The following is a 15757-nucleotide window of genomic DNA, read 5'->3' on the forward strand; positions in this document are numbered from 1 at the left end:
CCGCGCTCCGACATCCCACCACCGAACAGGGACGGCCATCCATGGGAAGCATCGCCCCCGCGTACCAGGACGCCATCGCGGTCATCGGAATGTCCTGCCGGTTTCCCGGCGCAGCCTCCCCGCAGGAGTTCTGGGACCTGTTGGTACGCGGGGAGGAGGCGATCCGCGAGGCACCGGCCGACCGCTGGTCCGGTGACCCGGGTACGGTCCGTCGCGGCGGCTTCCTCGACGACGTGGCCGGCTTCGACGCCCCGTTCTTCGGGGTGTCACCCCGCGAGGCCGCCGCGATGGACCCGCAGCAGCGGCTGATGCTGGAACTGGCCTGGGAGGCGCTGGAGAACGCCGGCGCCGACCCGACGCCGCTGCGCGGCTCGTCGACCGGGGTGTTCATCGGCACGATCCAGGACGACTACGCCACCCTGACCCGTCGCGGTGGTGGCGACCCCGGCCCGCACACCCTCACCGGGCTGCACCGCAGCGTCATCGCCAACCGGGTCTCCTACCGGCTGGGCCTGGCCGGGCCGAGCATGGTGGTCGACACCGGCCAGTCGTCGGCCCTGGTGGCGGTGCACCGGGCGATCGAGTCGCTGCACGCCGGCGAGTGCACGATGGTGCTCGCCGGTGGCGTCAACCTGATCCTCACCGGGGAGAGCACCGATGCCGTACGCGGTTTCGGCGGCCTGTCGCCCACCGGGCGTACCCACCTGTTCGACGCGCGCGCCGACGGCTACGTCCGGGGCGAGGGCGGTGGCCTGGTCGTCCTGAAGCGGCTCGCCGACGCCGTCGCCGACGGCGACCGGATCGTCTGTGTCGTCCACGGCGGCGCCGTCAACAACGACGGGGGCGGCGACGGCCTCACCACCCCCAGCCGGGCCGGCCAGGAACAGGTGGTCCGGCTCGCGCACGCCCGCGCCGGCACCGACCCGGCCGCCACCGGGTACGTGGAACTGCACGGCACCGGAACCCCGGTGGGTGACCCGATCGAGGCCGCCGCGCTCGGCGCGGTGGTCGGCGCGGCCCTGCCCCCCGCTGACCGGCTGCTGGTCGGCTCGGCCAAGACCAACGTCGGTCACCTGGAGGGCGCCGCCGGGGTGGTGGGGCTGATCAAGACGGTGCTCGCCCTGCGGCACGGGCTGGTCCCCGCCTCCCTGCACCACGAGACGCCCAACCCGGCGATCGACTTCGCGGCCACCAGGCTGACCGTGCAGACCACCCTCGCCGCGTGGCCCGCCACCCGACCCCTGGCCGGCGTCTCCTCCTTCGGCATGGGCGGCACCAACTGCCACCTGGTCCTCGGCCCCTGGCCCGCACCGCCCGGCACCGCACTGCCCGCAACCGAACCGCCCGCCACCGCGATGCCCGCCACGGAACCGCCCGCCACCGAACCGCCCGGCACCCCGGCCGCCGTGCCCGCCGTTGACCGCGTCGTCTGGCCGCTGTCCGGTCGTACCCCGGCGGCGCTGCGCGCCCAGGCGCAGCGGCTGCACCACCACCTCGTCGACCGGCCCACGGTGCCGGTCGGCGACGTCGGCCGTTCGTTGGCCGCCCGCAGTGGCTTCGACCACCGGGCCGCGATCGTCGGCCGGGACCGCGACGACCTGCTCGCCGGCCTGGCCGCCGTCGCCGACGGTCGTCGCCGGGCCGGGCTGGTCACCGGCCGGGCCGGCGGCGGTGGACTGGCCTTCCTGTTCACCGGCCAGGGCGCGCAGCGCCCCGGGATGGGCCGCGACCTGTACGCCGCCTCGCCGGTCTTCGCCGACGCGTTCGACGAGGTCTGCGCGGAACTCGACAGGCACCTGGACCGGCCGCTGCGCGACGTCGTCTGGGACGACCCGGACACGCTCGACCAGACCGGCTACACGCAGCCCGCGCTCTTCGCCCTCCAGACGGCACTGTTCCGGCTCACCGTCTCCTTCGGCGTACGCCCCGATCATCTGCTCGGCCACTCGATCGGTGAGCTGTCCGCCGCGTACGCCGCCGGGGTCTGGTCCCTGCCCGACGCCTGCCTGCTCGTCGCCGCCCGTGGTCGGCTCATGCAGGCCGCTCCGGCCGGGGGCGCGATGCTGGCGATCGCCGCACCGGAGGAGGTCGTGGCCGCCCAACTCGCCGACGTCGCCGGGCGGCTGGACCTGGCCGCCGTGAACGGGCGCAGCGCCGTCGTGGTCTCCGGTGACGCCGACGCCGTCGCCGACCTCGCCGCCCACTTCGACCAGCTCGACGTCAAGACCCGACGGCTGCGGGTCAGCCACGCGTTCCACTCCGCCCACATGGACCCGGCGCTCGACGAGTTCACCCGCATCGTCGCCGGCGTCCCCACCCGGACGCCCCTGGTGCCGGTGGTGTCGAACGTGTCCGGGGAGCTGGTACGGGCCGACTACGCCGACCCGGCGTACTGGGCGGCGCAGATCCGTCGACCGGTCCGCTTCCTCGACGGTCTCCGCACGCTGCGGTCCGCCGGGGTCACCGGGTTCCTGGAACTCGGGCCGGACCCGGTGCTGACCGGGCTCGCCGAGGCGGAGCGCGACGCCGACGACTCGGCGTACGCCGCCCTGCTGCGTCGGGACCGCGACGAGCCGACGACGGCGTTGACGGCGCTGGCCCGGCTGCACACCCACGGCGTACCGGTGGACTGGTCACCACTGTGGCCGGACGCCGACCGTACCGACCTGCCGACGTACGCGTTCCAGCGGCGGCCGTACTGGATCGACACGGCCACGGCCACCGCCACCGATACCGCCGCTGCCGGGCAGGTCGGTGCGGCGGTGCCGGCCGCCCCGCAGGACGCCGCGACCGGGACGGCGGACGTCGACCCGGCGAGCTGGGCGGGGCGTCTGCTGGCGATGCCCGAGGAGGACCGCCGGCCCGCCGCCGAGCTGCTCGTCCGTCGCCTGGTCGCCGAGACGCTCGGGTACGCCGACCCGGCGGAGGTCGACGGTGCGCTCACCTTCAAGGAACTCGGCATCTCGTCGCTCACCGCGGTGGAACTGCGCAACCTGGTGACCGCCGAAACCGGCCAGTCGTTCTCCTCCTCCATGGTCTTCGACTTTCCGACTCCGGTGTTGGTGGCGGAGCGGTTGGTGGGTTTGGTGTCGGGTGTGGTTGTGGGGGTGGGTGTTTCGGGTGTGGGTGTGGGTGAGGCGGTGGCGATTGTGGGGATGGGTTGTCGTTTTGGTGGTGGGGTGGGTTCGCCGGGGGATTTGTGGGATGTGGTGTCGGGTGGGGTTGATGTGGTGGGTGGGTGGCCGGTGGATCGTGGGTGGGATGTGGAGGGTTTGGTGGGTGGTGGGGTGCCGGGGTTTGGTGGGTTTTTGGAGGGTGCGGGGGTTTTTGATGCGGAGTTTTTTGGGGTTTCTCCGCGTGAGGCTGTGGTGATGGATCCGCAGCAGCGGGTGGTGTTGGAGGTGGTGTGGGAGGCGTTGGAGGGTGCGGGTTTGGGTGGTGTTGTGGGTGGTGTTGGTGGTGTGGGGGTGGGGGTGTTTTTGGGGGTGATGGGTTTGGAGTATGGGCCGCGGTTGTGTGAGGCGGGGGAGGGTGTTGGTGGGTATGTGTTGACGGGTTCGGCGGGGAGTGTGGTGTCGGGTCGGGTGGCGTATGTGTTGGGTTTGGGTGGTCCGGCGGTGTCGGTGGATACGGCGTGTTCGTCGTCGTTGGTGGCGTTGCATCAGGCGGTGGGGGCGTTGCGGTCGGGTGAGGTGTCGTTGGCGGTGGCGGGTGGGGTGGCGGTGATGGGTTCGCCGGGGATGTTTGTGGAGTTTGCGCGTCAGGGTGGGTTGTCGGCTGATGGTCGGTGTAAGGCGTTTTCGTCGTCGGCGGATGGTACGGGGTGGGGTGAGGGTGTGGGTGTGGTGGTGTTGGAGCGGTTGTCGGATGCGCGGCGTAATGGTCATCGGGTGTTGGCGGTGGTGCGGGGTTCGGCGGTTAATCAGGATGGTGCGTCGAATGGGTTGACGGCGCCGCATGGTCCGTCGCAGGAGCGGGTGATTCGTCAGGCGTTGGCGAGTGGGGGTTTGTCGGCGGGTGATGTGGATGTGGTGGAGGCGCATGGTACGGGGACGAAGCTTGGTGATCCGATTGAGGCGCAGGCGTTGTTGGCGACGTATGGTCGGGAGCATTCGGCGGAGCGTCCGTTGTTTCTTGGTTCGTTGAAGTCGAATATTGGTCATACGATGGCGGCGGCGGGTGTTGCTGGTGTGATCAAGATGGTGTTGGCGATGCGTGCTGGGGTGATGCCGAAGACGTTGCATGTGGTGGAGCCGACGTCGCATGTGGATTGGTCGTCGGGTGCGGTGGAGCTGCTCACGGAGGCGCGGGTTTGGGGCGGTGACGGGCCGCGTCGGGCGGGGGTGTCGTCGTTCGGGATCAGTGGGACGAATGCGCATGTGGTGTTGGAGTCGGCACCGGAATTCGAACCGGAACCGACGGTGGAGCCGTCGGTGGACGATGCCGGTCCGGTGTCGTTGGTGTTGTCGGCGCGGTCGGTGGGGTCGTTGCGGGCGCAGGCGTTGCGGTTGGCGGGGTTTGTGGGTGGTGGTGGGGTGTCGTTGTCGGATGTGGCGTGGACGTTGGCGGGTCGTGCTGTTTTTGGTCATCGTGCGGTGGTGGTGGGTGGTTCTCGGGCGGAGTTGGTGGCGGGTTTGACGGCGTTGGGTTCGGGTTCGGATTATGTTCCGCCGTCGGTTTCTTCGGTTGTTGTGTCTTCGGATTCTGGTTCGGTTCCGGTTTCTGTTTCGTCGGGTGTGGTGTCGGGTGGGGTGGTGTCGGGTGGGACGGTGTTTGTGTTTCCGGGTCAGGGGTCGCAGTGGTGGGGTATGGGTCGGGAGTTGTGGGGGTGTGATGCTGTTTTTCGGGGGCGGTTTGAGGAGTGTGTTGGGGTGTTGGGTGGGTTGGTGGATTGGGATGTTCGTGGGGTGTTGTTGGAGGGTGGGGAGGAGTGGTTGGGGCGGGTTGATGTGGTGCAGCCGGCGTTGTTTGTGTTGATGGTGTGTTTGGCGGAGGTGTGGCGGGCTGCGGGTGTGGTGCCGGATGCGGTGGTGGGTCATTCGCAGGGTGAGGTGGCGGCGGCGTGTGTGGCGGGGGTGTTGTCGTTGGAGGATGCGTTGCGGGTGGTGGTGGGTCGGTCGCGGTTGGTGGGGGAGCGGTTGGCGGGGTTGGGGGGGATGGTGTCGGTGGGGTTGTCGGTGGGTGAGGTGGAGTCGTGGTTGGTGGGTTTTGGTGGTGAGTTGGTGGTGGGTGTGGTGAATGGGCCGGGGTCGTGTGTGGTGGCGGGTCCGGTGGGTTTGTTGGGTGATCTGGTGGGGTTGTTGGAGGGGGTGGGGGTGTGGTGTCGGTGGGTGCCGGTGGATTATGCGTCGCATCATCCGGTGGTGGATGTGGTGCGGGAGGAGTTGTTGGGTTTGGTGGGGGATGTGGTGGGTTCGTCGGGGGAGGTGGTGGTGTATTCGTCGGTGCGGGGTGGTGTGGTGTCGGGTGTGGAGTTGGGGGGTGGTTATTGGTTTGAGAATTTGCGGTCGGCGGTGCGGTTTGAGGAGGTGGTGGGGGTGTTGGTGGGTGATGGGTTTTCGCGGTTTGTGGAGTGTTCTCCGCATCCGGTGTTGTCGGTGGGTTTGCGGGAGTCGTTGGAGGTGTTGGGTTCGGGTGGTGTGGTGGTGCCGACGTTGCGTCGGGGTGAGGGTGGTGTGGGTCGGGTGTTGTTGTCGTTGGGTGAGGCGTTTGTGTCGGGGGTGGGGGTTGATTGGGAGCGGGTGGTGGGTGCGGGTCGGTTGGTGGAGGTGCCGACGTATGCGTTCCAGGGGGAGCGGTACTGGTTGGAGGCACCCCGCAACACCGGCGACGACGCGACCCGCACCGGCCACGCGCTGCTGGACGCCGCGACGGAGCTGCCCGGCTCGGGCGGGGTGGTGCTGACCGGCCGGGTGTCCCTGACCGGTCAGCCGTGGCTGCGTGACCACGCCGTCGGCGACACGGTCGTCCTGCCCGGCACGGCCTTTCTCGACATGGCGCTGCGCGCCGGCGACGAGGTCGGCTGCGACCACGTCGACGAGCTGACCCTGCATCAGCCGCTCGTCCTGACCACCGGGTCCACGCAACTGCGGGCCGTGGTCGACGCCGCGGACGACGCCGGTCGCCGGCCCGTCTCCCTCTTCGCCCGCAGCGGCCCCGCCGGGACGGCCTGGACGACCTGCGCCGTCGGTGTCCTCTCCGACAGCGCCGACCGCGCGCCGGCCGAGGGCCTGGCCGACACCTGGCCGCCGGCCGACGCGGAGCCCATCGACTGTGCCGACCTCTACCCCGACCTGGCCGCGCGGGGCTACCACTACGGCCCGGCCTTCCAGGGTGTGCAGGCCGCCTGGCGTCGGGGGAACCAGGTCTTCGCCGAGGTGGCGCTCGCCGCCGAGCAGCACGCCGGGGTCACCGCCTTCGCCATCCACCCGGCACTGCTCGACGCCGCCCTGCACGCCGGCCTGACCGACCCGCAGGCCCCCGACGCACCCGTCGAGCTGCCCTTCGCCTGGTCCGGCGTCGCGTTGCACCGGACGGCTGCCACGTCGGCCCGGGTCCAGCTCACCCGGACCGCACCCGGTGTCCTGCACCTGGTCGTCACCGATCCGACCGGCGCCGCCCTGGCCACCGTGGACAGCCTCGCGATGCGGCCCCTCTCCGGCGACCTGCGCGGTCCCGCCACCGACGGCGGGCTGTACGCCATCACCTGGTCCCCCGCGGGCGAGCGGGGCGTCACCGACGCGGACCCGGCGGACGCGCCCGACCAGCAGGTGCTGGACCTGACCGGCCGGTGCGTCGAGCACACCGACGGCGACGTCGCCGAAGCCACCCGGTCGGTCGTGCACGAGGTGCACGCCGAGGTCACCCGCTGGCTGACCGGGGCCGACGCCGACGGGTCGCCGGACCGGATCCACCCGGCGAAGCTGGTCGTGCTGACCCGGGGCGGGGTCGCGGTCCGGCCCGGCGAGGACGTCGACCCGGCCGCCGCCGCCGTGTGGGGACTGCTGCGTACCGCCCAGCTCGAGCACCCGGACCGGATCGTGCTGATCGACCTGGACGACGACGGGCGCTCCCAGGCCGCCGTCGACGTCGCGGCGCGCGGCACCGAGCCGCAGGTCGCCATCCGGGCGGGCGTCGACCACCGGCCCCGGCTGACCCCGGTCGCCCCGCCCGGCGGCACGACGTCGACCGTGGCGACGCGCACCGACGGCACCGTCCTGATCACCGGCGCTTCCGGGGTGCTCGGTGGGGTCTTCGCCCGCCACCTGGCCGCCCGGTACCCCACCCAGCGGCTGCTGCTCGTCGCCCGGCGCGGTGCCGACGCGCCCGGGATGGCCGAACTGACCGCCGCGCTGGGCGACCTCGACGCCCGGGTGGAGGTGGCGGCCTGCGACGTGACCGACAGGTCGCAGCTCGCCCGGCTGCTCGACGCGATTCCCGCCGCGCATCCGCTCACCGCCGTGCTGCACGCCGCCGGGGTGCTCGACGACGGCCTGTTCACCTCGCTGCGCCCCGAGCAGCTCGACGTCGTCCTGCGGCCGAAGACCGCGGCGTGGCACCTGCACGAGTTGACCCGCGATCTCGACCTGACCGAGTTCGTGCTCTTCTCGTCGGTGACCGCCACGCTGGGCAACGCCGGCCAGGCCAACTACACCGCGGCCAACGGCTTCCTGGACGGTCTGGCCGCGCACCGACGCGCCCACGGCCTGCCCGCCACCAGCATCGCCTGGGGCCTGTGGGCCACGGCGTCCGGCATGACCGCCCACCTCAGCCGGGCCGACCTGAGCCGGCTGGGCCGCGACGGGATCGGCGCGCTGGACGAGGCGGCCGGCCTGGCGCTGTTCGAGGCGGTCCGGGCCGACGACCCGACCGCAGCGCAGCCGCGCCCGGCGACGGTGGTCGCGGCCCGGCTGGACGAGGCCGCGCTCCGCGCGAAGGCCACCGCCGGGCTGTTGCCCGCCCTCTTCGGGGACCTGGTCCGGGTCACCCCACGTCGGGTGCGGGCGACCGCCGGCGTCGACACCGGGCAGTCCTGGGAGCGGCGGATGGCGGCGCTGCCTGCGGCCCGGCGTCGGGAGGCGGTCACCGAACTCCTGCGCGGCGCGGTCCTCACCGTCCTCGGGCACGACCCGGCCGGGACGATGGAGGTCGACCGCACCTTCAAGGACTTCGGCTTCGACTCGCTCAGCGCGGTCGAGCTGCGCAACCGGATCGGGGCCGCCACCGGGATCACCCTGCCGGTCACCCTCGTCTTCGACCACCCCACCCCGGCCGCGCTCGCCGAGCACCTCGAGCAGCGGGTCTCCGGCGGCACCGGCCCCGCCCCGACGCCGGTCGCCCCGACGGTCGGGCCGGCCGACGAGCCGATCGCGATCGTGGCGATGGGCTGCCGCTACCCGGGCGGTGTCGAGTCCCCGGAGCAGTTGTGGCGGCTCGTCGCCGACGGGGTGGACGCGGTGGGCGGGTTCCCCCGCAACCGGGGCTGGGACATGTCCGGCCTGGTCGACACCGGCTCGGACGGACCCGGCACCAGCCACGCCGACCAGGGCGGTTTCCTCTACGACGCCGACCGGTTCGACGCCGACTTCTTCGGCATCAACCCCCGCGAGGCCGCCGCGATGGACCCCCAGCAACGGCTGCTGCTCCAGACCGCCTGGGAGACGTTCGAACGGGCCGGCCTGCCGTCGGCCACCCTGCGGGGCAGCAGCACCGGCGTGTTCGTCGGGGTGATGTACGGCGACTACGGGGCCCGGCTGGCCGCCGCCCCCGAATCCGCCGAGGGCTACCTCTACAACGGCAGCGCCGGCAGTGTCGCCTCCGGACGCATCGCGTACACCTTCGGGCTGGAGGGACCGGCGGTCACCGTCGACACGGCCTGCTCCTCGTCGCTGGTGTCGGTGCACCTGGCCGCGCAGGCACTGCGCCGGGGCGAGTGCACGCTGGCCCTCGCCGGTGGCGTCACCGTGATGGCCACCCCGAAGACGTTCATCGAGTTCAGCAGGCAGGGCGCGCTCTCCGCCGACGGCCGCTGCCGGGCCTTCTCGTCGTCGGCGACGGGCACCGGCTGGGCCGAGGGGGTCGGTCTGCTGCTGCTCGAACGGCTCTCCGACGCCGAACGCAACGGGCACGAGGTGCTCGCGGTGCTCAGCGGTTCCGCCGTCAACCAGGACGGGGCCAGCAACGGGATGACCGCGCCGAACGGGACGGCCCAGCGTGCGGTGATCCGGCAGGCGCTCGCCTCGGCCGGGCTCACCGGCGTCGACGTCGACGCGGTGGAGGCCCACGGCACCGGCACCCGGCTCGGCGACCCGATCGAGGCCGAGGCCCTCATCGCCACGTACGGTGCCGGACGCTCCCCGCAGACCCCGCTGTGGCTCGGCTCGCTGAAGTCCAACATCGGCCACGCGCAGGCCGCCGCCGGGGTGGGCGGCGTGATCAAGATGGTGCTCGCGATGCGTCACGGCATCCTCCCGCGCACCCTGCACGTGCAGGAGCCGACGCCGCACGTGGACTGGTCGGCCGGTGCGGTCCGCCTGCTCGACGAGGCCCGGGAATGGGTCGGGGCGGCCGACCGTCCCCGCCGGGCGGGTATCTCGTCGTTCGGCATCAGCGGCACCAACGCCCACGTCATCGTCGAAGCTCCCGCGCCGGCCGGACACCCCGACGGCGGCGACCCGGGCAGCCCGTCCCCCGACCCGGGGCAGGAGCGCTCCGGCGTCGACCCGGGTACGGACGACGGCGTCGCCGGGGCCACCCCGGTCGTCGTCCCCCTCTCGGCGCGTACCGTCGAGGCGCTGCGCGTGCAGGCCCGCCGGCTCGCCGACGCCCTGGCCGGACCGCCGGCCGCGCAGACCGGCCCGGACGGCCGGCGGGCGCTCGCGGACACGGCGTACACCCTGGGTCGGCGGGCGGTGTTCGCGCACCGCGCGGTGCTGGTCTGCCGGGACCGCGACGGCCTGCTCGCCGGCCTGTCGGCGCTCGCCGACGGCGGCGTGGCCGGTGGCGTCGTCACCGGGCGCGGCGCGCCCGGCGGGCTGGCGCTGATGTTCACCGGGCAGGGCAGCCAGCGTCCCGGCATGGGTGCCGGGCTGTACGCCACCGAACCCGTCTTCGCGGCGGCCTTCGACGAGGTCTGCGCCCACCTGGACCCGCACCTGGACCGTCCCCTGCGGGAGGTCGTCTTCGCCGCGCCCGGCTCGGCCGACGCCGCGCTGCTCGACCGGACCCGCTACACCCAGGCCGCCCTGTTCGCCGTGCAGACCGCGCTCTACCGGCTGGTCGAGCGGGCCGGTGTCGTCGCCGACCGGCTGATCGGCCACTCGATCGGCGAGGTCGTCGCCGCGCACGTGGCCGGGGTGCTCACCCTGCCCGACGCGTGCCGGCTGGTGGCCGCCCGTGGCCGGCTGATGGAGTCGGCCCCCGAGGGTGGGGCGATGATCTCGATCCGGGCCGACGAGCCCACCGTGACCGCCCTGCTCGGGCCGGACGCGGACCGGTTGAGCATCGCCGGGATCAACGGCCCGGAGTCGGTGGTCGTCTCCGGTGACGCCGACGCGGCGCAGCGGGTCGCCGAGCGGTGCCGGGCCGACGGGATCGGCACCCGGCAGCTGCGCGTCAGCCACGCCTTCCACTCCGCGCACATGGACGGTGTGCTGGCGGAGTTCGTGGACCTCGCCGCTGCGTTGACCTTCCACGAGCCGGAGATCCCGATCGTCTCCAACGTCACCGGTCGGACCGCCACCACCGAGGAACTGACCTCCCCCGACTACTGGGCGCGTCACCTGCGGGGCACCGTCCGGTTCCACGAGGGGGTCCGTACCCTGCACGCCGACGGGGTCCGGCTCTTCGTCGAGCTGGGACCGGACCCGGTGCTCGCCGCGATGGTGCAGGGCAGCATCGGCGGCGCGGAACCGGCACCGGTGACGGTGGCCGCGTTGCGGACCGGCCAGCCGGAACAGGAGACCTTCGCGGCGACCGTGGCGACCGTGCTGGCCAACGCCGAGCACCCCGACCCGGCGGCGGTGCTGGCGGCGCGCAACCCGGCCGGCCGGCTGGTCGCCCTGCCCACCTACCCGTTCCAGGCCACCCGGCACTGGCTCGACGCCCCCGCCCCGGCCGGGGACACCCGGGCCGCCGGCCAGGACGCGGCGGACCACCCCCTGCTCGGTGCCGTGGTCGAGTTGGCCGACGGCGCGGGGGAACTGCTCACCGGTCGACTCTCGGTGGCCGACCAGCCGTGGCTGGCCGACCACGCGGTCGGCGGGGTGGTCACGCTGCCCGGCGCGGCGATCGCCGATCTGGCCGTGCGCGCGGGTGACCAGGTCGGCTGCGGGCGGGTCGACGAACTCACCTTCCGGGCGCCGATCGTGCTGGCGGCGCAGGAGGCCGTCCGGCTCCAGGTCACCGTCCGGCCGGTCGACGGGTCGGGTCGCCGTGCCTTCACCGTGCACACCCAGCCGCAGGACCGGTCGCTGCCGTGGCGGCTCAACGCCGACGGCCTGCTCAGCGCCGAGGTGTCCGCGCCGGCCGGTTGGCCCGGGGGCGAGTCGTGGCCGCCGCGCGGGGCGGCACCGGTGGACCTGGCCGCCCTGCACGTCGACCTGGCCGCCGCCGGCCTGGCGATCGGCCCGGCCTTCGACGGTGTCCGGGCGCTCTGGCGGGCCGGTGACGTCCACTACGCCGAGGTGACCCTGCCCGACCCGGTGCCGTCCGACGCGGCCGGCTTCGGACTGCACCCGGCGCTGCTCGACGCGGCACTGCGCGCCGTCGCGTTCGGCGTCCCCACGACCGACCGGCTGCACCTGCCGTTCACCGTCGCCGGTTTCGCCCTGCACGCCAGCGGCGCGACCAGCGCCCGGGTGCGGCTCGCGCCGGGGACCGGAGCCGGCACCGTCTCCGTGTCGTTGGTCGACCCGGCGGGTGCGCCGATCGCCGACATCGCGGAGCTGGCCCTGCGGCCGTACCTGCCGGAGGAGGGGCCGGCCGGTGACCTGTACCGGGTCGACTGGCACCCGGTGGCGCTGCCGGCGGTCGACCCGAGCCCGCACCCCCGGTGGGCGGTGCTCGACGACGGCCGGGTGCTGGCCGACTCGGCGGCGGAGCTGCTCGGCCCGGCCGCCCTCTTCGTCGACATGACGGCCGTGCACGAGGCGGTGGCGACCGGGACCCCGCCGCCGTCGGTGATCGTGGTCGACGCCGTCTCCTCGATCGCCACGAGCCGGGCGATGGCCGAGCTGCCGCCGCCGGTGGCCGCCGAGCGGGCGGTCGCCGACACGCTGGAGCTGTTGCAGCAGTGGTTGGCCGACGACCTGCTGGCCGACGTGGGCCTGATCGTGCTCACCGAACTGGCGGTCGCCGCGCGGCCGGGAGAGACGCCCGATCCGGCGATGGCGGCGGTGTGGGCGATGCTCGGCAGTGCGCAGAGCGAGAACCCCGGCCGGATCACGGTGATCGACGTGGACGGCACCCCGGCCTCGATCACCGCCCTGCCGATGGCACTGGCCGCCCGGGACCCCCGGCTGGCCCTGCGCGACGGCGTCGCCCTCGCCCCCCGGCTCACCCCGCTTCCCCGCCCCTCCCGGACCGCGCCGGACGGGAGGGACCCAGCCGTGAGCCTGCCGGACCCGGGGACCACCCCGGGCGACCGGCTCGACGCGGACGGCCCCGTGTTGATCACGGGTGCGACGGGCGCGGTGGGCGGCGTGCTCGCCCGCCACCTCGTCGCACGGGGCGTCCGCCGGCTGGTGCTGACCGCCCGGCGGGGGTCCGCGGCTCCCGGCGCGGAGGAACTGCTCGCCGACCTGACCGCCGCCGGTGCCACCGCCACCGTCGTCGCCTGCGACGTCGCCGATCGGGAGCGGCTGGCCGAGGTGCTCGACGCGTACCGGCCGGGTGCGGTCTTCCACGCCGCCGGTGTGCTCGACGACGGGGTGCTCACCGGGCTGACCGCGCAACGCTGTGCCGCCGTGCTCCGCCCGAAGGCCCGGGGCGCGTGGAACCTGCACGAACTCACCCGGGGCCGACGCCTGTCCGCGTTCGTGCTGTTCTCGTCGGTGGCGGCCACCGTCGGGACCGCCGGGCAGGCCAACTACGCGGCGGCCAACGGCTTCCTGGAGGCGCTGGCCGGGCAGCGCCGTGCCGAGGGACTTCCCGGCCTGGCCGTCGGCTGGGGGCTGTGGGGCACCGGCGGCATGGCCGGCGAGCTGGGCGCGACGGACCGGGCCCGGCTGGCCCGGATCGGCATCACCCCGATGGCCGCGCCGGACGCGTTGGGGCTGCTCGACGAGGCGCTCGCGTACCGGGGGTCCACCGTGGCCGGTGCCGGCGGGGACCTCCCGCCGGTCGTGGTCGCGGCGGCGTTCGCGCCGGCGGCGCTGCGGGCGTCGGCCGGCGTCGGTGGGCTGCCGGACGTCCTCACCGCGCTGGCCCCGGTGACGCCCGCGCCGGCCCGCCGGTCGGTGGCCGCCGCCGCCCCCGGCAGTGGGCCGGAGGGGCTCGCCGACAGCCTGGCCGCCCTGCCGGCGCAGCAGCGCGGCGAACGGCTGCTGGATCTGGTGCGTACGGAGATCCGCGGCGTCCTGGGCTACTCCGACGCGGAGGTCGTGGAGGACGCCCGCAGCCTGCGCGACATGGGCTTCGACTCACTGACGGCGGTGGAGTTGCGCAACCGGCTCAACAGCGCGACCGGGCTGCGGCTGCCGACCACGCTCGTCTTCGACTTTCCGACCGCAGCGGCGCTGTCGGAGCAGATCGGCACCCGTCTGGTGCCGGAGACCGGTGAACCCGCCGGAGCGGTGCTGGCCGTGCTGGACCGGTTGGACGCTCTGCTGGCCACCCGCGACATCCCCGACGGGGAGGAGGACGACATCGGTGAGCGACTGAGGAATCTGCTGTGGAGCTGGCAGGGCCGGCAGGGCGGCGACGAAGCCGCCGGGGGCGCCGACGAACTCGACGCGATCGACGACGACGACCTGTTCCACACCCTCGACCGAGAGCTCAGCGGTCCGCAACCGGATCGGCTCTCCTGACCTGCACGGGACCGTGTGGTCAGCACCTGGATCGGCATCATTCGGCATGGAAGGGAAATATCTTGAGTAGGCTGCGCGGAAACCCGTGGGCGGTGCTGGCGACACTGTCGATCGGTTTCTTCATGACCCTGTTGGACCTCACCATCGTCAACATCGCCATCCCGGACGTGATGTCCGACCTGGGCGCCTCGTTCAACCAGGTGCTCTGGGTGATCAGCGCGTACTCGCTGGTCCTCGCCGTCCTGTTGATCACTACCGGACGGCTCGGTGACCTCAAGGGGCCACGGCTGCTGTTCCTCACCGGCACGGCGGTCTTCACCGTGGCGAGCATCGTCTGCGGCGCGGCGCAGAACCCCGGCCAGCTCATCGGCGCGCGGGCCGTGCAGGGCATCGGCGCGGCGATGATGGTGCCGCAGACCCTCGCGATGATCATCGGCATCTTCCCGCCGCAGCGGCGGGGCACGGCCATGGGCGTGTGGGGTGCCGTCGCCGGTGTCGCCACCATCTCCGGCCCGACCCTCGGCGGCCTGCTGGTGTCGACCTTCGGCTGGCGGTCGATCTTCTTCGTCAACGTGCCGCTGGGCATCGCCGTGCTGGTGCTGACCCCGCTGCTCATCCCCAACATGAAGCCGGACCGCAAGCACAGCTTCGACGTCGTCGGCGTGCTGATCGCCACCGCGGCACTGTTCTGCGTGGTGTTCGCCCTCAACGAGGGCGAGCGCTACGACTGGAGCGTGCAGATCTGGGCGTTGCTCGCCGCCGGCGTGGTGCTGATCGGCGTCTTCATCGCCCACCAGCGCACCAAGCAGGACGACGAGCCGCTGGTGCCGTTCGCGTTGTTCCGGGACCGCAACTACACGATCATGAGCATCAACGCGGCCGTCGTCTCGATGGCGATGCTCGGGCTGGTCCTGCCGATGAACCTCTACCTCCAGCAGGTCCTGGGAATGGACGCGCTGCACGCCGGTCTGACGCTGGCGCCCTCGCCGCTGGTTGCGATCATCGTGTCCCCGTTCGCGGGGCGGCTGTCGGACCGCATCGGCGGCAAGTTCGTCCTGCTGTTCGGTCTCACCATGTACGCCATCGGCATGGTGATCCTGGTCAGCCTGGCCCAGCTGGACAGCAAGTGGTACACCTTCGTGCCCGGTCTGCTCGTCGCCGGCCTCGGCACCGGGTCGTTGCTCGCGCCGATGGCCACCGAGGCGATGCGCGGGGTCAACCCGCGCCTGGCCGGGGCGGCGTCCGGGCTCAACAACACGGTGCGCCAGCTCGGTTCGGTGCTCGGCCTGGCGATCGTCGGTGCGCTGATCCAGAGCCGGCTCGCCACCACCGTCCGCCAGGAGGCGACCGCGCAGGCCGGGCAGTTGCCGGCGGACGTGCGCGACCGGTTCGTCGACGCCGGGGTGCAGGCCGGGGCCGGCGGGCCCGGTGGCATCTTCGGTCACCTGCCGGGTGACCTGCCCGACCAGCTCCGGGCGCAGATCGCGACGGTCTTCACCAACGTGTACGACCACGCCTTCCTGTCCATGTTGAAGACCAACTTCCTGTTCCCGATCGCCATCGTCGTGGTCGCGGCGGTGCTCACCACGTTCGTCAGGCGGCGTCCCCCGGCCCCGACCCCGCCGGGCACCGCGGTGCCGGCGCCGGCACCGGCCGCAGCCGCCGCCGTGGCGGCCTCGACCGAGGGAAGCCGTTCCTAGGACGGCTGACGCCCGCGAACGAGGTGTCCC

At 73.1% G+C, this 15757-nt stretch carries 2 protein-coding genes; both read left to right on the plus strand.

Going from position 1 to position 15757, the window contains the following annotated elements; all coding sequences use genetic code 11:
* Window positions 1-41: 41 nt before the first annotated feature.
* Window positions 42-14027, plus strand: coding sequence for a type I polyketide synthase (locus ACN261_RS18115; protein WP_425851178.1), 13986 nt, complete (start codon window positions 42-44; stop codon window positions 14025-14027).
* 62 nt (window positions 14028-14089) lie between these two features.
* A complete protein-coding gene (locus ACN261_RS18120) occupies window positions 14090-15727 on the plus strand; it encodes a DHA2 family efflux MFS transporter permease subunit (protein ID WP_421486544.1) in 1638 nt (545 codons plus the stop codon).
* The last annotated feature ends 30 nt before the right edge of the window (window positions 15728-15757 follow it).

Source organism: Micromonospora sp. WMMD723 (genome assembly GCF_049863385.1).
In the GTDB taxonomy this organism is placed as follows: Bacteria; Actinomycetota; Actinomycetes; order Mycobacteriales; family Micromonosporaceae; genus Micromonospora; species Micromonospora wenchangensis.